Genomic DNA, 18106 nt, shown 5'->3' with positions numbered 1-18106 from the left:
GGCTGCTCGATGCAATGCTGGCCGCGTAGCGGCGCTTGCCGGCGCACCGCCGGCTGCGCGCGGGCCGGCCGGCCCCGGTCAATCAGAAACCGCGCGACAACACCGCCGCGCCGATCGTGACGACGCCGAGCACGAGGTTCACGAGGACGAGCAGGCGCACCGTATTCACAGCGCGCGCACCGTCCGGCCACTTCTGCGCCTGCACCGCACGGCGGATGCGCGGGAACAGCGCGAACCGGATATGCCCGAAGATCAGCATCATCACGACGCCGAGCCCGGCCATTGCATGCAGCGACCACGTCGCGTGCGCGCCGCCGAATTCCACGAGCAGGAAGCCGCCGGACAGCAGGATCACGATCACGGAACCCGAAACCCAGTTGAAGAAGCGACCGAACACGCCTTCGATCAGCGGCAACCGAAGCTGCGGCGACAGGTCGGACAGCGCCGGACGCAGGCAGAAGTTGGCGAAGACCATCCCGCCCACCCACACGGCGACGGCCAGCAGATGAAGAAACAGCGCGACGGAGACAGCATGGGACATGACGGCAATCCTGTGAGGAGTTGGGTGCGGCGAACGGCCGCGTCGCACGCGGCATCGAGCGACGTTCGACCGGATTGTCGCCGAGCGGTTCAGACCCCAGGCGCGATTTCACACTATTTTGCAAGTTCCGCGTGACAGCGCCACGCTTGCTTACCCGAATCCCCGCTCCAAAAGAAAAGGCCGCACGTCCGCCGAAGCGGAGGTGCGGCCCTCGATCGCGGCCGAGCCCGACGATTTAACGGGCGCGGCGTCAGCCGAGCAGCGGACGCAGCTCGCTGACGACCTTGAGCTTCGTGTCCGGCGCGCGGCCCTTGCGTGCGCGCTTGCCGACGTGCGGCGCCAGCCCCGCATACGACAGCGTCTCGTCCATTGCCTTGCCGCCGCGACCGGTGCCGATCAGCACGACGCCGGCCGGATCGATCGCGAGCGCCTGAACGAGCGTTTCCTTGTCGTCGAGCGCCATCAGGATCACGCCGCGACCGCCGCCGGACAGCGTCTTCATCTCGTCCATCCCGAATACCAGCAGGCGGCCGCCGCTCGACAGGCACGCGACCTGCGTTGCGTTCGGCAGCACCGGCATCGGCGCGAGCGGCACCGCGCCCGTGTCGATCGTCATGAACGCCTTGCCGGCCTTCACGCGGCTCACCATGTCACCGACCTTCGCGAGGAAGCCGAAGCCGTTGCTCGACGCGAGCAGCAGTTGCTGGTCGGCCGGCGCCGCGTAGTAGTGCATCAGGTGCGAGCCCGATTCGAGCTCGATCAGCGACGTGACGGGCACACCGTCACCGCGCCCGCCCGGCAGCACCGACACGTCCACCGAGTACACGCGGCCGCTGCTGCCCCACGCGATCAGGCGGTCCGGCGTGCGGCACTGGAACGCCGCGTAGAGATGGTCGCCGGCCTTGAACGAGAAGCTGGCCGGGTCGAGCCCGTGGCCCTTCAGCGCACGCACCCAACCCTTCTGCGACACGACCACCGTCACCGGCTCGTCGACCACCTTCGCCTCGAACGTCGCGCGCTTTTCCTGCTGGATCAGCGTGCGGCGATCGTCGCCGTACTGCTTCGCATCGGCCTCGATCTCCTTGATCATCAGCCGCTTCATTGCGCTTTCGTTCGCGAGCAGTTCCTCGAGCTTCGCCTTTTCGTCGCGCAGCACTTCGAGTTCCTTCTCGATCTTGATCTTCTCGAGCCGCGCGAGCTGGCGCAGCCGGATTTCAAGGATGTCTTCCGCCTGACGGTCGCTCAGGCCAAACGCGCTCATCAGCGCGGCCTTCGGCTCGTCCGACTCGCGGATGATGCGAATCACCTCGTCGATGTTCAGGAAGACGATCATCCGTCCTTCGAGGATGTGGATGCGGTCGTCGACCTTCGCGAGACGATGGCGGCACCGGCGCGTCATCGTCAGCTGGCGGAACTTCACCCACTCGTCGAGGATCGTCAGCAGGCCCTTCTGGCCCGGCCGGCCGTCGGCGCCGATCATCACGAGGTTCAGCGTCGCGTTCGATTCGAGGCTCGTGTACGCGAGCAGCGTGTTCACGAATTCCGTCTGGTCGATCGTGCGCGACTTCGGCTCGAACACCAGCCGCACCGCCGCTTCCTTGCCCGACTCGTCGCGCACCGCGTCGAGCAGGTCGAGCATCGCCTTCTTCGTGTTGAGCTGCTCGGGCGTCAGCGTCTTCTTGCCGAGCTTGAGCTTCGGGTTCGTCAGTTCCTCGATTTCCTCGAGCACCTTCTGGCCCGACGTGCTCGGCGGCAACTCGGTAACGACGAGCTGCCACTGGCCGCGTGCAAGCTCCTCGATCTTCCAGCGCGCGCGCACCTTCAGGCTGCCGCGGCCGGTTTCATAGGCCGCCGCGATTTCCGTGTCGCTCGAGATGATCTGGCCGCCGCCCGGGAAATCCGGGCCGGGGATCAGGTTCATCAGCTCCGCGTGCGTGAGCTTCGGGTTGCGGATCAGCGAGACCGCCGCGGCCGCGACTTCACGCAGGTTGTGCGACGGGATTTCGGTCGCAAGACCGACCGCGATGCCCGACGCGCCGTTCAGCAGCACGAACGGCATGCGGCTCGGCAGTGTCTTCGGCTCCTCGAACGAGCCGTCGTAGTTCGGCATGAAGTCGACCGTGCCCTGGTCGATCTCGTCGAGCAGCAGCTTCGCGATCGGCGTGAGGCGGGCTTCGGTGTATCGCATCGCCGCGGCACCGTCGCCGTCGCGCGAGCCGAAGTTGCCCTGCCCGTCGATCAGCGGGTAGCGCAGCGAGAAATCCTGCGCAAGACGCACCAGTGCGTCGTACGCCGACTGGTCGCCGTGCGGGTGGTATTTACCGAGCACGTCGCCGACCACGCGCGCCGACTTCACCGGCTTCGCGTCCGGGCCGAGACCCATTTCGTTCATCGCGAACAGGATCCGGCGCTGCACCGGCTTCTGGCCGTCGCACACGTCGGGCAGCGCGCGGCTCTTCACGACGCTGACCGCGTAGCTGAGATACGCCTGCTCCGCGTAGTTGCCGAGCGTCAGCGCTTCGGCGTCCGGTGCATCGGAGCTGGCGAAGAGATCGGAAGTGTTGTCGTCCATCTGAATTCCGTATTCGTAAGTGGCGTGAGGCCGGGCCGGGTGTCATGCCCGGCCGCGCAGGTGTTCGGCTTAGATGTCCGCTTCGACGTCGTTGCCCTTTTCCTCGAGCCAGCCGCGCCGCGCGGCTGCCTCGCCCTTGCCCATCAGCATCGTCATGCGCGCGACGGTCGCCTCGTAGTCGAGCTCGCCGAGCTTCACCGGCATCAGACGGCGCGTGTCGGGGTTCATCGTCGTATCCCACAGCTGCTCGGCGCTCATTTCGCCGAGACCCTTGAAGCGGCTGATGCTCCATTGCGTCTCGCGCACGCCGTCCTTGCGCAGCTTGTCGAGGATCGCCTCGAGTTCGCCGTCGTCGAGCGCATAGAGCTTCTGCGCGGCCTTCTTGCCGCGCGCGGGCGCGTCGACGCGGAACAGCGGCGGGCGCGCGACGCACACATGGCCGCGCTCGATCAGTTGCGGGAAATGCTTGAAGAACAGCGTGAGCAGCAGCACCTGGATGTGCGAGCCGTCGACGTCCGCGTCCGACAGGATGCAGATCTTGCCGTAGCGCAGGTTCGACAGGTCGACGCTTTCATCCGGGCTGTGCGGATCGACGCCGATCGCAACCGAGATGTCGTGCACCTCGTTGTTCGCGAACAGGCGGTCGCGCTCGGTTTCCCACGTGTTCAGCACCTTGCCGCGCAGCGGCAGGATCGCCTGGTATTCCTTGTCGCGGCCCATCTTCGCGGAGCCGCCTGCCGAATCGCCCTCGACGAGGAACAGTTCGTTGCGCGCGATATCTTCCGTCTCGCAGTCGGTCAGCTTGCCGGGCAGCACCGCGACGCCCGAGCTCTTGCGCTTCTCGACCTTCTGGCCCGCGCGCGTGCGCGCCTGCGCCTGCTTGATCACGAGTTCGGCGAGCTTCTTGCCGTGCTCGACGTGCTGGTTCAGCCACAGTTCGAGCGCGGGACGCGAGAACGACGACACGAGCTTCACCGCATCGCGGCTGTTCAGGCGTTCCTTGATCTGCCCCTGGAACTGCGGATCGAGCACCTTCGCGGACAGCACGAACGACACGCGCGCGAACACGTCTTCCGCGAGCAGCTTCACGCCCTTCGGCTGCAGGTTGTGCAGTTCGACGAAGCTTTTCACCGCCTGGTAGAGACCGTCGCGCAGGCCGGATTCGTGCGTGCCGCCGGCCGGCGTCGGGATCAGGTTCACGTACGACTCGCGCACGAGCGAACCTTCCTCGCTCCATGCAACGACCCACGATGCGCCCTCGCCTTCGGCGAAGGTGTCGTCGCCCGAACGCGAATCGGCGAACCGCTCGCCTTCGAACAGCGGGATCAGCAGCTCGCTGCCGTTCATTTCGTCGAGCAGGTAGCCGCGCAGGCCGTCTTCATATTTCCACGTCTGGCGCTCGCCCGACTTCTCGTTGACGAGCACGACCTCGACGCCCGGCAGCAGCACGGCCTTCGAGCGCAGCAGGCGCTGCAGTTCGCCGAGCGGCAGGTTCGGCGAATCGAAGTACTTCGGATTCGGCCACACCTGCACGCGCGTGCCGGATTTCTTCTCGCCGCGGCCCGCGCCCTGCGTCGCGAGCGGCTTCACCACGTCGCCCTCGGCGAAGCCGAGTTCCGCGATCTTGCCGTCGCGCCAGACCGTCACGTCGAGGCGCGTCGCCAGCGCGTTCGTCACCGACACGCCGACGCCGTGCAGGCCGCCCGAGAACGTGTAGGCGCCGCCTGCAGCCTTGTCGAACTTGCCGCCCGCGTGCAGGCGCGTGAATACGATCTCGACGACCGGCACACCCTCTTCCGGGTGCATGCCGAACGGGATGCCGCGGCCGTCGTCCTCGACCGATACCGACTGGTCGGCGTGCAGCGTCACAATGATCTGCTTGCCGTAGCCGCCGAGCGCCTCGTCGGACGCGTTGTCGATGACTTCCTGGATGATGTGCAGCGGATTCTCGGTACGGGTGTACATGCCGGGCCGCTGCTTGACCGGCTCGAGACCCTTGAGCACCTTGATCGATGCTTCGCTATAGGCTGCGCTGGGTTTCTTCGTTGACATAGGCGCTGAATTTCGTCATTCATCGGGACGTTGTCCACACCTCGTGTGGATAACGTCGTGGACAAAACGTTGAGTTCCGTAAAAAAGCGAATCGAAACAACGGTGTGCTTGGACTGCTCCGAAAGCGGGCGCGCGGCGTGCGCTGCGCTGCCCGGGACGCGCGGTATTTTACTGGTTCCGCGTGGCACGCCAATCGCGGAATCGCGCGCGGCGGCCGCCGGCCGCGCGACGCGTCATGCGTTTTACGCAGGCTTGCGCTTCGCCTCGAGCGTTTCCCACCGTTCGAGCGCGGCGAGCAATTCGTCGTCGATCGCCGCGAACCGCTCGGTCAGGCGCGTGCCTTCCTGCGGATCCTTCGCGAAAATCGAACCGTCTTCGAGCTTGGCGTTGATGGTCTTCTGCTCCTCTTCGAGCGCGGCGATCTTCTCCGGCAGCGAATCGAGCTCGCGCTGCTCGTTGAACGACAGCTTCACCGTGCGTTGCGTGTTGCGGCCCGCGGCGCTTTTCGCCGGTTCTTCCTTGACGGGCGCGGCGTCCTTGACCGCGCGCTTCGCGGCTTCCTGCTGCGCGAGCTGATCCGCGCGCGCGCTCTGGATCTGCCAGTCGCTGAAGCCACCGACGTATTCGCGCCACTTGCCGTCACCCTCGGCCGCGATGACCGACGTCACGACGTTGTCGAGGAACGCGCGATCGTGGCTGACCAGCAGCACCGTGCCGTCGTAGTCGGCCAGCAGTTCCTCGAGCAGTTCGAGCGTCTGGATGTCGAGGTCGTTGGTCGGTTCGTCGAGCACCAGCACGTTGGCCGGACGCGCGAACAGGCGCGCGAGCAGCAACCGGTTGCGCTCGCCGCCCGACAGCGACTTCACCGGCGAACGCGCGCGTTCCGGCGCGAACAGGAAATCGCCGAGATAGCTCATCACGTGCTTGCGCACGCCGCCGATCTCGACCCATTCGCTGCCGGGGCTGATGGTATCCGCGAGGCTCCTTTCCTGGTCGAGCTGTGCACGCATCTGGTCGAAATACGCGACCTGCAGGTTGGTGCCGATGCGCACCGTGCCTTCGTCTGGCTTCAGTTCGCCGAGAATCAGCTTGAGCAGCGTCGTCTTGCCGGCGCCGTTCGGGCCGATGAAGCCGATCTTGTCGCCGCGCATCACCGTCGTCGAGAAACGATCGACGACCGCGCGGCCGCCGTAGCGCTTCGTCACGTCGGTCAGCTCCGCGACGATCTTGCCGGACTTCTCGCCCTGCGCGACATCCAGCCTCACGTTGCCCAGCGTGTTACGGCGCTCCGCGCGCTCGTTGCGCATCTGCACGAGCCGCGCGATGCGGCCGACGCTGCGCGTACGGCGTGCTTCGACGCCCTTGCGGATCCACACCTCTTCCTGCGCGAGCAGCTTGTCGAACTTCTCGTTTTCCACGCGCTCGATTTCGAGCTGCTGCGCCTTGCGCGTCTGGTACGCGGAGAAATTGCCCGGGTACGACAGCAGCCGGCCGCGATCGAGGTCGACGATGCGCGTCGCGACGCGGTCGAGGAACGCGCGATCGTGCGTGATGAACAGGAGGCCCGCGCGCTGCGCGACGAGCAGTTCTTCCAGCCAGCGGATGCCGTCGAAGTCGAGGTGGTTGGTCGGTTCGTCGAGCAGCAGCACGTCGGGCTGCAGCACCAGCGCGCGCGCCAGCGCGACACGCTTCTGCATTCCGCCCGACAAGGCATCGACGGGTGCATCGACGTCCGCCAGGCCGATCTGCGCGAGCGTCATCGACACGCGCGTGCGCCAGCTCCACGCGTCGTGCGCGTCGAGCGACGACTGCAGCGCATTCATCCGCGCGAGCAGCGCATCGTGTTCGGCGCCTTCGGGGATATCAGCGAGGCGGTGCGCGATCGAATCGTATTCCTCGAGCAGTTCGCGTGTGTGCGCGAGCCCCGACGCCACTGCATCGAACACCGTCGCGCCCGGCTCGAACTCGGGCTCCTGCGGCACATAGACGGTCACGAGCTCCTGCTGACGCGTGACCAGCCCGTCGTCGGGCTTCGCGAGCCCGGCGACGATCTTCAGCAGCGACGACTTGCCCGCGCCGTTGCGGCCGATCAGGCCGACGCGCTCGCCGGCTTCCAGCGAGAAATCCGCGTGATCGAGCAACGCGACGTGACCGAACGCGAGCTGCGCGCCGGAAATGGAATAGAGCGACATGGGGAGACGGCGAAGAGAGAAATCGGAAGCGCCCATTGTACCGGTCGCGGGCGGCGTCACCGGCATGGCCAGACGGATAAGGCCGGCAAACGGGTTGAGAGGCGGGTTGAACCGTACTTTGGGCGGCAGGCAGGCGGCGTCCATCGAAGCGCTTCGACGCGATGCGATGGCACATCGGGTGCGGCCGGCTTCCGTTGGCGGACGCCGGCCGCGAGTTCTGGGCAACGGGCTCACGCCGACCGGATGCCGGCGGCCGGCCGATCGACCACTCCGCGCCGGACGCCTCGGGCGCCCGTACGCGGCATGCGCGATTACTTCACGTTGAGCATGATCGTCGAGCTCATTTCGGGGCCGTACGAGCGGTGCGCGCCGTCGCCGAACTGCAGCGTCAGCGTGTGCTGGCCGGGCGGCAGCTTGATTTCGGTTTCGGTCTGCGCCTTGCCGAAGTGCAGCGAACGTTCGCTCGCGGGGATCACGTCGCCCTTCGGAATCGGCCGGCCGTCGATCAGCAGGTGATGATGGCCGGTATTCGGTGTCATGTCGCCGGCGGGCCGAAGCTCCATCCCTTCGAGCCCGAACTTCACGAGCACCGGGTTCGACACCGTCGCGCCATCGCTCGGCGCTTCGAAATACACGCGCGCCTCGGCCCGCGCCATCGTCGACACGGCCATCGCCGCCACGCATACCGCACCTGCGATCCACTTTCTGTTCAGCATCGCATTCTCCTTATGATTGGACAGCCTCGGAAGCATACACCGCACGCACGGCGGGCGTGTTTCAGTTACGTTGTTCGCGATGCGTACGTTTAAAACGACGTTACGGAGCCGTTCGGCGAAATTCCGGTACCATTGCGCCTTTCGTCCGCCGGCCAGGCCGCGGACGGCATCACCGAATTTCCATTTTCCCGAGCGCTACATGAGCGAAGTAACCGAATACCAGAGCTGGGTCTGCCTGATTTGCGGGTGGGTCTACAACGAAGCGGAAGGGCTGCCCGACGAAGGCCTCGCGCCCGGCACCCGTTTCGCCGACATTCCCGCCGACTGGCGCTGCCCGCTGTGCGATGTGGGCAAGGAAGATTTCGTCGTCGTCGATTTCTGATTCGCTGGTTCTCTGATTTCTGATCGCGGCTGATTGCGCGATCGCGCGCGTCGGCGCGCATTCCGCCCCGCCGACGCGCCGCGCGTTTGCTATACTCTGCGCGCTGTCCACACCGCCGTCCGGTTCGCGTTTTTTGCGATCACTCGGACATGGCTCTCCCCGTAGTTCAATGGATAGAACAAGCGCCTCCTAAGCGCTAGATACAGGTTCGATTCCTGTCGGGGGGACCATCTCAGCGTCTACCTTCCTCCAAGTTCATCCGAAAAGCAACGCACAGCCTTGTTCGGCCTAGGCTTTTTCTGCCATCATTGTCCAAGATTGTCCAGCACAAGCCAAGTACTTTGGGGGTATCAGTGGGGATATACCCCAAAGCACTCGGCCCCGATACCCCCATCAGCAAATGCCGAAGCGAACTGATCCGTTAACCGAACTTCAAGTACGCCGTGCAAGGGGCGCCGAGCAGCCTTACCGTTTGGCTGACGGCAAGGGGCTCTACTTGCAGGTCATGCCGAACGGCTCCCGGTACTGGCGCATGAAGTATCGGTTCGACGGAAAGGAAAAGCTCGCATCGTTCGGCGTCTATCCAGAGGTGACGCTGGCTGCGGCTCGGCAGGCCTGCCTCAATGCGCGGAAGCAACTGGCCGTCGGCACCGATCCGACCGAGCAGAAGCGAGAAGTTAAACGCACCCGGGCGATCGAAGCCGCGTCGACGTTCGAGGCTGTCGCGCGCGAGTGGTTTGCTACCCAGAAAGACGGCTGGACCGAAGTGTATGCGAGCAAAGTGATCAACTCGCTAGAGGTCGATGTTTTCCCCCGAATCGGCCATCGTCCGATCCGAGACATCGAGGCGCCCGACATGCTCGAAATCTTGAGGGCCGTCGAATCCCGCGGCGTACGAGAGACAGCAAAGCGTATTCTCCAGCGCTCGCGTGCAGTGTTCCAGTACGGGATCATGACCGGGCGATGCCCTCGGAATCCTGCCGCGGACATCGATGCCGAGACTGTTCTCAAGAAAGGCGCAGGCGTCCAGCACATGGCGCGGGTCAAACCCGTCGAGATTCCGCAGCTCATGCGGGACATTGCCGCCTACCAAGGGGATCTTGTTACGCGGCTGGCGCTTCGCTTCATGGCCCTGACGTTCACTCGAACAACCGAGATGATCAACGCAGAGTGGGATGAGTTCGACGGGCGCGCCGCCGAATGGCGGATTCCACCCGAGCGCATGAAGATGCGCGATCCGCACATCGTCCCGCTGTCGCGCCAAGCACTCGACGCACTGGCCGCGTTACGCGAGCTCAACGGCGATCAACGGCATGTGTTCTACAGCGTCCAGGGCCGAAGCCACATCTCGAACAACACGATGCTCTACGCGCTCTACCGTATGGGCTACAAGTCGCGCATGACCGGTCACGGGTTTCGCGGCTTGGCCGCAACCGTGCTACGCGAACTTGGTTATAGCCGCGATGTGGTCGATCGGCAGCTTGCCCACGCCGAGCGCAATCAGGTCACTGCGGCATACGTGCACGCCGAGTTCCTGCCCGAACGTCGGAAGATGATGCAACACTGGGCCGATCACCTTGATGCACTTGAGGCTGGCGCAGCAGTCATTCCGATCAACGTCGGACGCTAGGCGATCGCGTCACCAGCGCTGCACGAGATTGAGACATTCATCCATCGAGCCATCTGACAGCGCCACGAGGTATTCAATGACAACAGCATCAGAATTTTGGCAGGAACACGAGCAGAGGGTTGAGGCGGCTTGGCGCTCCGTCGCATTCCTGCTTGGACTAGCAGCCCTCCTGCTGATCGCGCTACCGTGTACCGATGCTCTACGGCCGATGAGCGACTCGATGGCTCAATGGTTCCAACGGGCCGGTGCGCCAGTCACGGTATTTGCCTTCTTAGCTCAGAACAAAGCAAGCCATCTAGGTGATCTACTTACCCCGGGATCATTCGGTAGCCCAGAGATTATGGCGCTGAGATCACGGTATCTTTCAAAACAGAAGTGCGGCCTAGGATTTTCTACCTGCCTCACGATCATTGGAACCATCGTATGGGCCTACGGTGATCTCCTGTTCATCCACGTTGCGCGCCTAGCATCTGCGGCCGCATAAATTCGCCATGTCCCGATGATCCAGATCATCCTTGACTCAAACATCTATGATCGCCTCGAACAGGATGCGGAGAATGTCGAGTTGTTGCGCAACCTGATAGCTCAACAAGCAGTCGAGGTTCTAATGCCGCGTCAAGTAGCTGGAGAGCTACATAAGCGCAAGGCTGGCCTCCCCGATCTATTCCCTGTCGAAGACATCGGCCACGCCGTCGCGCGCGCAGGCGTGATGTGCGCCGGCGACTACCTCGGGTCCGGTAGCACCTTCGATAAACACAAAGGTGCCTCGAACAAGGATGCTGACGCGTTCATCGTAGATGTCGCGGCTAGCAGGGCCGTACAAGGTGTGAGATTAGCCCAGCCCGCTTCGCGCGGGCTTTTCGCCAATTGGCGCCGCGATGACATTTGGATCGTGACGCCGACCGGCCGGATGATGGTGGTCTGATCCCCCACGGAGGCGGCCCGGATCAGCCGTTTTACTGGGTCAACAGCGCGAAAGCCCTTTATTCTAAAGGCTCTGGCGGGGGGTCTGGGTTCTCCGGTCGGACACTGCGCTTTTTGCCGGCACCCTGCTCGCAGCGCCAGCGAACTGGGCGCTTTTCTTGCGAACCTGCCTGCGAGCCTCCGAGGTGCGAACCACCCCGAGACGGTTTCCAGATCCCACGTTTTCCGTGGAAACCAAAGTGGAAACTACGTCTCGCGACTGTTGCTCCTGCCGCAACAATCTTCACTAAGGGATCTGGCAGCTCGGATTTATCTGCGTGGAAATTCGTTCGGAAAACACGGCTCACAAATCCGCACGCGCGCCGCCCCGCAAGGCTCCCAGCGAATCAAGTCGTTCCGAAATGTGCGAACAAAAGCTCGGAGAAATTCGGCGTTATCGGGGAGCGCCTCGCGCGCGTGCGCGTACTGGTCCCACAATTCGCCTAGGCGTACTTGAACCCTTTAGGGACTCAAAAAACCTCCTGCCCTTCACCTACACCTCTCTCGGATGCCGAATCAGCTCGTGATGCTTGCTGACGTAGCCCCCGGGCTCCTGGCTACGTCTGCGTGATTCACACCTCATTCTTTAATCGCTTCTGGCACGCACGCAGAAAGGCGTTGAGCTGCTTCAACTGCTCTCGCCACTCTGCAGACCGCATGCCATGCTTCGTCGCGTTCTGAGCCGATACGGCCTTACCCTCGAACGTCGCCGGCCCGGTCGACCGCTCCCACGGCTTCCATCGCTTGATTGCCTCGGCCTGCTTCGCCCGCCGTTCCGGCGTCCATCCATTCGCCATTCTGGTGCTCCAAAAGTTCGTTCGTCGGGTCACCCTCTTCTTTCCGTGTGCGTGAAGGTGGCGGAGTACCGTTGTTCACCTGTTGCTGCTGCGCGTTGTTCTGCTGCTTGATGAACGCCACTTGCCGCGGGTTCTTGATCTCGCCCAGGATCTTGAGCGTCGTCGCCGATTGCTGCTGCGCCTTTAACGCCATGCGCATGTAGGCATCGGTCGCCGGCAGATGAGAGCCCATGTTCTTGCTGGCCCGGTGAGCGCACTCGCCGAAAAGCGCGTTCAGCGCGACGGCCTGGGTCACAAGAAGGCGCTCCACACTCGACATATCGCCCTCGCTGATCTGGCGGACCATGTCGTTCAAAGCAACGCCGAGTTCCGCAACCGAGAGCGTTTCGCACGCCAACGGCGTGCCGAACATCTGCATGATCTGGATTGACGACATTCCTCCGTCGACTGTCATGCGCGCTTTTCTCGCTGCCCGTACCTGTGCCTTGGCGATCTCTTCCGGGTTTGCCTCATCGCCCTGTGCCACCTCCTTGTCTTGCATCGTTGCGACCGCGTTTCCTTCAGTCATTGCCCACCTCTTTTGCGACATCGTAGTGGTAAGGACCAGCCCGCGCACTTATGCTCGTACTGGTCCCAAAAATCCAGATCGGAGGCTCAGGGCGCCGGAGTCGGAAGCCCACATTTGGCACCATCGACCAGTGTGCAGAACGCTTTCCAACGCTCGTCGCTTGTGTCGATCACGGCTTGATTCGGGTAGGCCTTCGAATCTTGCGGGCAGGCAAAATAGGAAACAATCGTCGTCTCGGACGAATCAAAAAATTGCACCTGGATCATGGCAATTCCTCAGAACGTATAGGCCGTGAGCGTGATGGTGAGCGCCATGGTTCCCGTATTGACGACTGCCGAGTAATACATGGTTTGTGCCGTAATCAACGGCACATCGTTGAACGGCACCGTATAGGCTTGACCGGCAAATCCTGTATAAGCCGTCAATTGCTGCCCACCGAAGGCTTGCGCAGATCCCGCAACTTGCCCTGTCATCGACGCATTGGCGGAACTGGAGCCGACGACAATATTTCCCGAAATACGCTTTGCGCCTTTCGGGACCAGAGACGAAATCGATAGCGCTGTGAGGCTGCTTTGTTGCGTATTAGTACTCAGTGCCGCCTGAGGAGTGATCCAAATCTTGCGTTCGTCCTGAAAGCCTACCGCAAACTGCGAGCTTGCATTCGTCGGCCAGACGCTCACCAATGCCGACGCGGTGTAACCCGCGGGCATATTTCCACCACCATAAATGTTCGGCGCGACGGAGCTGCTAACGTTGGTCGCGAGTAATGCACTCGTCGCCGTGATTGGATTGTAGATGGCATAGAGTGCGACGAAGCCGGACACCGGCGCCGTTCCAACGTCCATGCCGCCCGCGCCGGTTGTGGCGAGGTTGATGGTCTTCGAGAACGACGACAGGCAATAGCGGATGCCGCCGAGCGCTGTCTCGACGATGATCTCGTCTGCCGTGAGTGTTGCCGATGCACTTGCTGCGGTGACGGACATCACGAGGTTGCGGGCGGCACCGACGACGCCGGCAGCCTGTCCGGCCGGAATGGCCTGATTGGCTGCCGTGGGCGCGGCCACTTGGAACGTATTGCCTGGATTGCCCGTTGATACTGCGGTTGTCCCAGAGGTGAAGGCGCAGAACGCATAATCGCCGACGTTCCAATTTAGAGCACTCGTCCCTTCCTGAGCCCTCGTCACTGTCAACGATGTTCCGCTGATAGCCGTGACGTAGCAGATTTCGTAGTTCAGGCCCGTTGCCTCATCGTTAAGAGTGATGGGCATGATCTGGCCGGCACTGAGCGTCGGCAGATTGGCACTGCTCGCCAGCACAATCGTCGTGGACGAAGACGGAAGGGCGGATGCAAGCGTTGTGTTGACGTTATTAACAATAACAAACTGACTCATTCGTATTCCTAATGTAAATATTTGAGGTATGGTTCGATTCAGATTGGTGTTCTGGTTACAGTGCCCTCCTATCGACGAAAACGTTCTTCTTTCAACTTCCTTTGCATGGAGCGGGACGCGTCCTCAGAAGCTGCCGGCCGGCGTCGTCGGCACGCACTCGACTACCGTGGACCAGTCCGCCCCACTAGTCGATCGGAAGTGCCCGATGTGGCGAAGTCCAGTCACTAGGAACGTGCCGGAAAACGTAAGGTTGTAGTTGTAGGCAGACGCGCTGCGGTCGCTGGACTGAAAGATGGTCGAACCCGCCCCGCTCGTGAAGCCAGTTGGCATCCTGATTTGTGAGCCAACCTGAATATCACCGCGCATCACTACCATCAGTTGCATCGTGCCCGCGTCGAGCCAGGTCGGTTGACCGATGAGGTCGGTGAAATTGATTTGCACCGTCGCCTGGGGCGGCTGGGAGCCGTCGAACACGCTAATTGCGCCTGCATTAATTGCGATGGAGACCCCTGGGTATTCTTCCCCAAGGAATTGCCCGACTGTCATCTCTTGGACGAGTTGACCGAGTTCATCGAGCGTGCTGCAAAGGTGCACCTCGTCATACGACTGCACGAGTTGGTTGCTGATGCCGAACAGCGTCGGCATATTCGGATGCGCCACCGACAGACAGTTTTGAAGTGCTGTTTGAAGCGGCTGGCCGGCCTTCCAGTTCAGCACGTAGTTGCCGGGGTTGTCCGAACTGAAATCCGCCGCGTTGATGGTGAAGTCCAGTTGCATCTCCGTGCCTTCCCACTGGCCGAACGACTGGTATATCTGCCCCTTGAGCAGGGTTTGAGCCTGCGCAGGATTTGCAAGGGGAAGACCCTTCCCCATGCCACCCTTCAGTTCAAGATACATGCCCGGCTGTACCTTGTTTCCCACTATCTGCATTCCAAACTGCTGCGGCTGCATCAAGTCTTGCAACGCCACACCATGAACTCTGATGGACGAGCCGCCTACTGGCGTGTGGTACGCCGTCACCAACACATCGAACTCGACATCGAGCGCGCCAGGGTCGAACCGCCCATTCGGATAGGAGGTCCATGTGCGGACGGGCTTCGTTGTGTCGTCTGGGCGATATAGGTTTAGTTCGTAATAGCGCATCGTTACTCCTGCTCTTCGGGGAAACGCGTGATAGGTTCCTCGCTCCGGATCAAACCGATGGCTGCAGTAACCTCCTCAGGAGTTGCGCCCTCCATGGCCTCCCGTGCCAATCCAGCGAAGCATCGTGCCTCCGCACCGGTCGCGGCTAGGGTCAGCAGGGTGCCTGTATTGGCAAATCCGCGACCGCGAGCACCGTCCAGCAACTTGGCTACGGCGTCGAAGGACCATGTCTTATCGCTTTCGGCCGCGTTGGCGTCGTACAGCTTGGTTAGTGCAACACACAGCCAGCCTGCCGCACTGATCTGCAGTTGGCCGTTCACCATTTCCGCCAGCCCGGCAGGAACCAGATGCCTTAGATCGTTGCTCATGCATCGCTCCTTTGAAGGGAAGTCACCAGATCAGAGATGAGGTCCTTGCGAGATTGGGACTTCTCAATCAATTGGACGATGAGCGCACCCACTTCTCTGTATGGAACAGTCAGATGTGCACGGTCGCCCTCCGCTGCAAAATTAGGATTGTCGGCACTGACCGACAAGGACACCTTCCCAGGCTCACATGGCTTAAATTCGACGGTGAGCGTGTTCGCGCAGGAGCGATATATACGGTCGGCAAAAAGGCTCAAGAACGATTCCTCGTCGTTGATACCTCGCTCGTACGCCGAGCCGAGCTCATGCTGCTCGTCCAGCGTCAGGCCGATTTTCCACGTGCACTCGTCGCTTTCGACTCTCACGTGATCCGGCCGCTTCTTCGGCTCGTCGCTGATCGTCACATCCCGTTTCACACCCATGACCACCGCGCTCTCTGCCTTATCGTTAGTTTTGCTGAACATCTTCATTTTCAATCTCCGATAACTTTCTAAAATTGATGCACTAGTTGCCGAATGAGCAAGTGGGGTTACCAGCTTCCTCAGCACCTGATCCACTCTCAGAACGAGCCGTCTTCATTGATACCATCCCGGTAGTCGATCTGATCGAAGCCGCTGTGGCGCGAAGGGCGCCGCGGAGAGGAGCCAAACAGCAATGCCTTTGCTTTGGCGTTTTCCGTGGCGTTGATTGCGGCTCGGTCAGCTTGCGAAGACGCCCACATCCGCGCAACGTCACGGCTCTGTGCGTCCGTGCGCGGAGCCGCCTTGCCATGCACATGCGATGCCTGCTCACCCTGGACGGTAAGGACGCATCCGCCGTCGGCGTAGCGCCACAATCGATACCAGTTGTCCCGGACCGCGTTCCGGAAGGCCGCCCGCCAGTCCCGGTATTTCTTTGCCGGGTTGTCGAGATGGCGCTCCCGAAACTCGAGCCATGCGATCTCAAGGAAATCATCAGGAATGCCGGCGCGCTCGGCATAGCGATAAGCCGGATCATCGGCAGGGATGGCCTTTTCGCCAGTAGCCTTGCAAGCATCAAGGAACTCGGCCATCGTGATCTCTTCCTGCCGACGTTTCCGTTTCGGTAACGTTTCAGTATCGGGCAGCATCGATTGCTGGTTCATTGCCGCCCCTCCCCTGCTTGAACGGCCGGTACAGATGGCTTCTCTAGAGGGTCTCCGTCTGACGGAGTAGAGAGAGCGTCCAAAACAGCCTCTATTGATCCGTCTCCCGGTGTAGTAGAGCCCCCCTCTACACCGTCTCCCGGTGCAATAGGAGTGCTCTCTACCCCGTCAGACGGAGTAAGGACTACGTTTTCAGATACGCGCTGCGGACAAATCCCGCTGCCGCTCCTTGATCGAATCCGTCTAGCTTGTCTAGACTCAACCAGGTCAATGCGTACCAGCTCGCCTTGTGTGGCCTTTGCCCTTTCACAGTCTCGAAGATCAGGCCGGCGTCCAGCAGTTCCTGCTTCGCCCGCTGGATCGTGTCGCACGATTTCCAGCCCCTCGGCTTCAGGTGCGCCAGAGTGACGATCATTCGTCCGTTGTCGTCCCCGTGAAACTGCCGCGCGATCTCCAGCAGCAGGGATCTCGCTGGATGCGACAGTCGTAAATACGCTGGGCTGTCCAGCACCATCCATGGAATCGGCACAAAGCCACCGGCATCGCGGCTCGATGTACCGTGTCGCTTCGACTTGCCCATACATCACGCGACCTCCATCATGTCGACGAGATCCGGTTCGCGATCAAGCAAGCTGTATCGTGCGACATTGGCGTGCAGGAATCCGTCTGAGTCGACTGCCGAGACGCGATGTGAGCAGATCTGATAGCCGAGCCGGATGAGCTCCTTGATGCGTTGCGCGGGATGGCTGATGCCTTTGCTGCGTAAGCTGTAGGTAGTCTGCCCATCAGCCTTGAGATATTCGAGCACGCGCTTGCATTGCGCAGCGGCTGACATATCCCTATGATTGACCTTGCTGGTCTTCTGGGTCGCACCCTGGCAGGGGTAGCGGCCCTTGTCTTTTTTGCTGGTCATAACGCCCGCCTCCTTACGCGGCAACCATGCCGCGCGATTCAGCGATGCGCTTCTGGAGATAGGCGTCGAGTTCAGCCTCGATGAAGATAGTGGTTCGGCTGCTCAACTTTACCGGCTTCGGAAAATCAGCATCATTTTTCGCACGCAGCCAGAGCGTGCTCACACCGATACCGAGTTTTTCGGCGGCCTGGTTAGGGCGAAGGCCCCTGGTGTTCACGGACATCGACTCTCTCCTTAGAGTTTGTCTCGACACATGCACGGTTGTGCCTGTCGATGTCCGTATTAAAAAAACGATCCGGCATGCAGCCGGGATAATTGCCGCTTTATCGCGTTTTTCGTGCGCTAGATAGCTTCTTCCGGAACGTGTTGTACATGATCGAGTCGACTTTTCCGCCATGTTCAAAACGATAGGAACGGCCATCCTCTTGTCCGGTTTCGGCAACGGAATCACCAGACCATTCCGCAATAGCGGTTTTGAGATGCGGCCACACTTCGCTGGCCTTCATTCCGTGATGCTCACGCGCCAGCGTGCCTATTACATCGTCCAATGACTCCCCTAGGTCATTGTTGGCGGTTCGCTCCTTCCCAGCCTTCGCCTTCTGTGTCGCGCGGGTTGCCCTGCCATATACCGCTGGAGTTGCCCCTGTAATACCGGACACAGCGTCACACTAAGGTTGCTGAATCCATCGAGCGCCGGAACTCGCGAGGCGAGCGGTATTTCAGCGCGCTATGGGGATGCTTCTCGTTGTAATGCTCGA

19 protein-coding genes and 1 tRNA gene are annotated in these 18106 nt (G+C 61.7%); 4 read left to right on the top strand and 16 right to left on the bottom strand.

Going from position 1 to position 18106, the window contains the following annotated elements:
* Positions 1 to 82 precede the first annotated feature (82 nt).
* From G3N93_RS16645 to G3N93_RS16625, 5 genes are all read right to left on the bottom strand, one after another.
* On the bottom strand, positions 83 to 541 hold the full coding sequence (locus G3N93_RS16645; protein ID WP_085041971.1) for a CopD family protein: 459 nt from the start codon (positions 539 to 541) through the stop codon (positions 83 to 85).
* 250 nt (positions 542 to 791) lie between these two features.
* On the bottom strand, positions 792 to 3113 hold the full coding sequence (gene parC / locus G3N93_RS16640) for a DNA topoisomerase IV subunit A (RefSeq protein WP_206133510.1): 2322 nt from the start codon (positions 3111 to 3113) through the stop codon (positions 792 to 794).
* Between the two features lie 69 nt (positions 3114 to 3182).
* Entirely contained in the window at positions 3183 to 5165 is a 1983-nt protein-coding gene (locus tag G3N93_RS16635; protein ID WP_174942811.1) for a DNA topoisomerase IV subunit B, read from the bottom strand.
* A gap of 242 nt (positions 5166 to 5407) precedes the next feature.
* Positions 5408 to 7393: an ATP-binding cassette domain-containing protein gene (locus G3N93_RS16630; protein WP_206133509.1), complete on the bottom strand. Its 1986-nt coding sequence runs from the start codon at positions 7391 to 7393 to the stop codon at positions 5408 to 5410.
* Positions 7394 to 7668: 275 nt separating this feature from the next.
* Positions 7669 to 8073, bottom strand: a complete 405-nt coding sequence (locus tag G3N93_RS16625; RefSeq protein ID WP_174942816.1) for a DUF4399 domain-containing protein — start codon at positions 8071 to 8073, stop codon at positions 7669 to 7671.
* Between the two features lie 199 nt (positions 8074 to 8272).
* Between G3N93_RS16625 and G3N93_RS16620 the strand changes: the two genes are divergently transcribed.
* The 4 genes from G3N93_RS16620 to G3N93_RS16605 all read left to right on the top strand — a co-directional run bounded on the left by G3N93_RS16620 (position 8273) and on the right by G3N93_RS16605 (position 11010).
* The gene (locus G3N93_RS16620) at positions 8273 to 8455 is read left to right on the top strand and encodes a rubredoxin (RefSeq protein ID WP_011352822.1); all 183 of its coding nucleotides are present in this window, start codon (positions 8273 to 8275) and stop codon (positions 8453 to 8455) included.
* A 155-nt stretch (positions 8456 to 8610) separates the two neighbouring features.
* Positions 8611 to 8685: transfer RNA gene (locus G3N93_RS16615), tRNA-Arg, on the top strand.
* Positions 8686 to 8855: 170 nt separating this feature from the next.
* A complete protein-coding gene (locus G3N93_RS16610; RefSeq protein WP_206133508.1) occupies positions 8856 to 10085 on the top strand; it encodes an integrase arm-type DNA-binding domain-containing protein in 1230 nt (409 codons plus the stop codon).
* Positions 10086 to 10584: 499 nt separating this feature from the next.
* A complete protein-coding gene (locus tag G3N93_RS16605; protein WP_241026572.1) occupies positions 10585 to 11010 on the top strand; it encodes a hypothetical protein in 426 nt (141 codons plus the stop codon).
* A gap of 731 nt (positions 11011 to 11741) precedes the next feature.
* On the opposite strand, the gene G3N93_RS16600 is transcribed toward G3N93_RS16605, so the two are convergent.
* The 11 genes from G3N93_RS16600 to G3N93_RS16550 form a co-directional block, all read right to left on the bottom strand.
* Positions 11742 to 12413: a hypothetical protein gene (locus G3N93_RS16600; RefSeq protein WP_206133507.1), complete on the bottom strand. Its 672-nt coding sequence runs from the start codon at positions 12411 to 12413 to the stop codon at positions 11742 to 11744.
* 86 nt (positions 12414 to 12499) lie between these two features.
* Positions 12500 to 12679: a hypothetical protein gene (locus G3N93_RS16595; protein WP_206133506.1), complete on the bottom strand. Its 180-nt coding sequence runs from the start codon at positions 12677 to 12679 to the stop codon at positions 12500 to 12502.
* A gap of 9 nt (positions 12680 to 12688) precedes the next feature.
* The gene (locus G3N93_RS41570; protein ID WP_241026571.1) at positions 12689 to 13804 is read right to left on the bottom strand and encodes a hypothetical protein; all 1116 of its coding nucleotides are present in this window, start codon (positions 13802 to 13804) and stop codon (positions 12689 to 12691) included.
* A gap of 123 nt (positions 13805 to 13927) precedes the next feature.
* Positions 13928 to 14947: a hypothetical protein gene (locus G3N93_RS16585; protein ID WP_206133505.1), complete on the bottom strand. Its 1020-nt coding sequence runs from the start codon at positions 14945 to 14947 to the stop codon at positions 13928 to 13930.
* Positions 14948 to 14949: 2 nt separating this feature from the next.
* Complete coding sequence (locus tag G3N93_RS16580; RefSeq protein WP_206133504.1) at positions 14950 to 15315, bottom strand: hypothetical protein; 366 nt, start codon at positions 15313 to 15315, stop codon at positions 14950 to 14952.
* Positions 15312 to 15782, bottom strand: a complete 471-nt coding sequence (locus G3N93_RS16575; RefSeq protein WP_206133503.1) for a hypothetical protein — start codon at positions 15780 to 15782, stop codon at positions 15312 to 15314. The genes G3N93_RS16580 and G3N93_RS16575 overlap by 4 nt, the downstream gene beginning before the upstream one ends.
* A gap of 89 nt (positions 15783 to 15871) precedes the next feature.
* Entirely contained in the window at positions 15872 to 16435 is a 564-nt protein-coding gene (locus G3N93_RS16570) for a hypothetical protein (RefSeq protein ID WP_206133502.1), read from the bottom strand.
* Between the two features lie 184 nt (positions 16436 to 16619).
* The gene (locus G3N93_RS16565; protein WP_206133501.1) at positions 16620 to 17015 is read right to left on the bottom strand and encodes a hypothetical protein; all 396 of its coding nucleotides are present in this window, start codon (positions 17013 to 17015) and stop codon (positions 16620 to 16622) included.
* A 3-nt stretch (positions 17016 to 17018) separates the two neighbouring features.
* Positions 17019 to 17348: a helix-turn-helix domain-containing protein gene (locus tag G3N93_RS16560; protein WP_206133500.1), complete on the bottom strand. Its 330-nt coding sequence runs from the start codon at positions 17346 to 17348 to the stop codon at positions 17019 to 17021.
* 13 nt (positions 17349 to 17361) lie between these two features.
* Positions 17362 to 17571, bottom strand: a complete 210-nt coding sequence (locus G3N93_RS16555) for an AlpA family transcriptional regulator (protein ID WP_206133499.1) — start codon at positions 17569 to 17571, stop codon at positions 17362 to 17364.
* A 100-nt stretch (positions 17572 to 17671) separates the two neighbouring features.
* Positions 17672 to 17854 (bottom strand): hypothetical protein, encoded by a 183-nt coding sequence (locus G3N93_RS16550; RefSeq protein WP_206133498.1) that lies wholly within the window; start codon positions 17852 to 17854, stop codon positions 17672 to 17674.
* Positions 17855 to 18106: the final 252 nt, after the last annotated feature.

The sequence above is a fragment of the Burkholderia sp. Se-20378 genome (assembly GCF_017104665.1).
In the GTDB taxonomy this organism is placed as follows: Bacteria; Pseudomonadota; Gammaproteobacteria; order Burkholderiales; family Burkholderiaceae; genus Burkholderia; species Burkholderia lata.
Note: the sequence above shows the minus strand (reverse complement) of the source record. Positions and strands in the feature narration are given on the sequence as shown.

Coding starts and splice junctions, on each gene's coding strand:
- G3N93_RS16630 (WP_206133509.1), bottom strand. CDS start 7,393: ATGGGCGCTTCCGATTTCTCTCTTCGCCGTCTCCCCATGTCGCTCTAT.
- G3N93_RS16595 (WP_206133506.1), bottom strand. CDS start 12,679: ATGATCCAGGTGCAATTTTTTGATTCGTCCGAGACGACGATTGTTTCC.
- G3N93_RS16635 (WP_174942811.1), bottom strand. CDS start 5,165: ATGTCAACGAAGAAACCCAGCGCAGCCTATAGCGAAGCATCGATCAAG.
- G3N93_RS16580 (WP_206133504.1), bottom strand. CDS start 15,315: ATGAGCAACGATCTAAGGCATCTGGTTCCTGCCGGGCTGGCGGAAATG.
- parC (WP_206133510.1), bottom strand. CDS start 3,113: ATGGACGACAACACTTCCGATCTCTTCGCCAGCTCCGATGCACCGGAC.
- G3N93_RS16560 (WP_206133500.1), bottom strand. CDS start 17,348: ATGACCAGCAAAAAAGACAAGGGCCGCTACCCCTGCCAGGGTGCGACC.
- G3N93_RS41570 (WP_241026571.1), bottom strand. CDS start 13,804: ATGAGTCAGTTTGTTATTGTTAATAACGTCAACACAACGCTTGCATCC.
- G3N93_RS16550 (WP_206133498.1), bottom strand. CDS start 17,854: ATGAAGGCCAGCGAAGTGTGGCCGCATCTCAAAACCGCTATTGCGGAA.
- G3N93_RS16625 (WP_174942816.1), bottom strand. CDS start 8,073: ATGCTGAACAGAAAGTGGATCGCAGGTGCGGTATGCGTGGCGGCGATG.
- G3N93_RS16605 (WP_241026572.1), top strand. CDS start 10,585: ATGATCCAGATCATCCTTGACTCAAACATCTATGATCGCCTCGAACAG.
- G3N93_RS16565 (WP_206133501.1), bottom strand. CDS start 17,015: ATGGGCAAGTCGAAGCGACACGGTACATCGAGCCGCGATGCCGGTGGC.
- G3N93_RS16585 (WP_206133505.1), bottom strand. CDS start 14,947: ATGCGCTATTACGAACTAAACCTATATCGCCCAGACGACACAACGAAG.
- G3N93_RS16575 (WP_206133503.1), bottom strand. CDS start 15,782: ATGAAGATGTTCAGCAAAACTAACGATAAGGCAGAGAGCGCGGTGGTC.
- G3N93_RS16620 (WP_011352822.1), top strand. CDS start 8,273: ATGAGCGAAGTAACCGAATACCAGAGCTGGGTCTGCCTGATTTGCGGG.
- G3N93_RS16570 (WP_206133502.1), bottom strand. CDS start 16,435: ATGAACCAGCAATCGATGCTGCCCGATACTGAAACGTTACCGAAACGG.
- G3N93_RS16645 (WP_085041971.1), bottom strand. CDS start 541: ATGTCCCATGCTGTCTCCGTCGCGCTGTTTCTTCATCTGCTGGCCGTC.
- G3N93_RS16610 (WP_206133508.1), top strand. CDS start 8,856: ATGCCGAAGCGAACTGATCCGTTAACCGAACTTCAAGTACGCCGTGCA.
- G3N93_RS16555 (WP_206133499.1), bottom strand. CDS start 17,571: ATGTCCGTGAACACCAGGGGCCTTCGCCCTAACCAGGCCGCCGAAAAA.
- G3N93_RS16600 (WP_206133507.1), bottom strand. CDS start 12,413: ATGACTGAAGGAAACGCGGTCGCAACGATGCAAGACAAGGAGGTGGCA.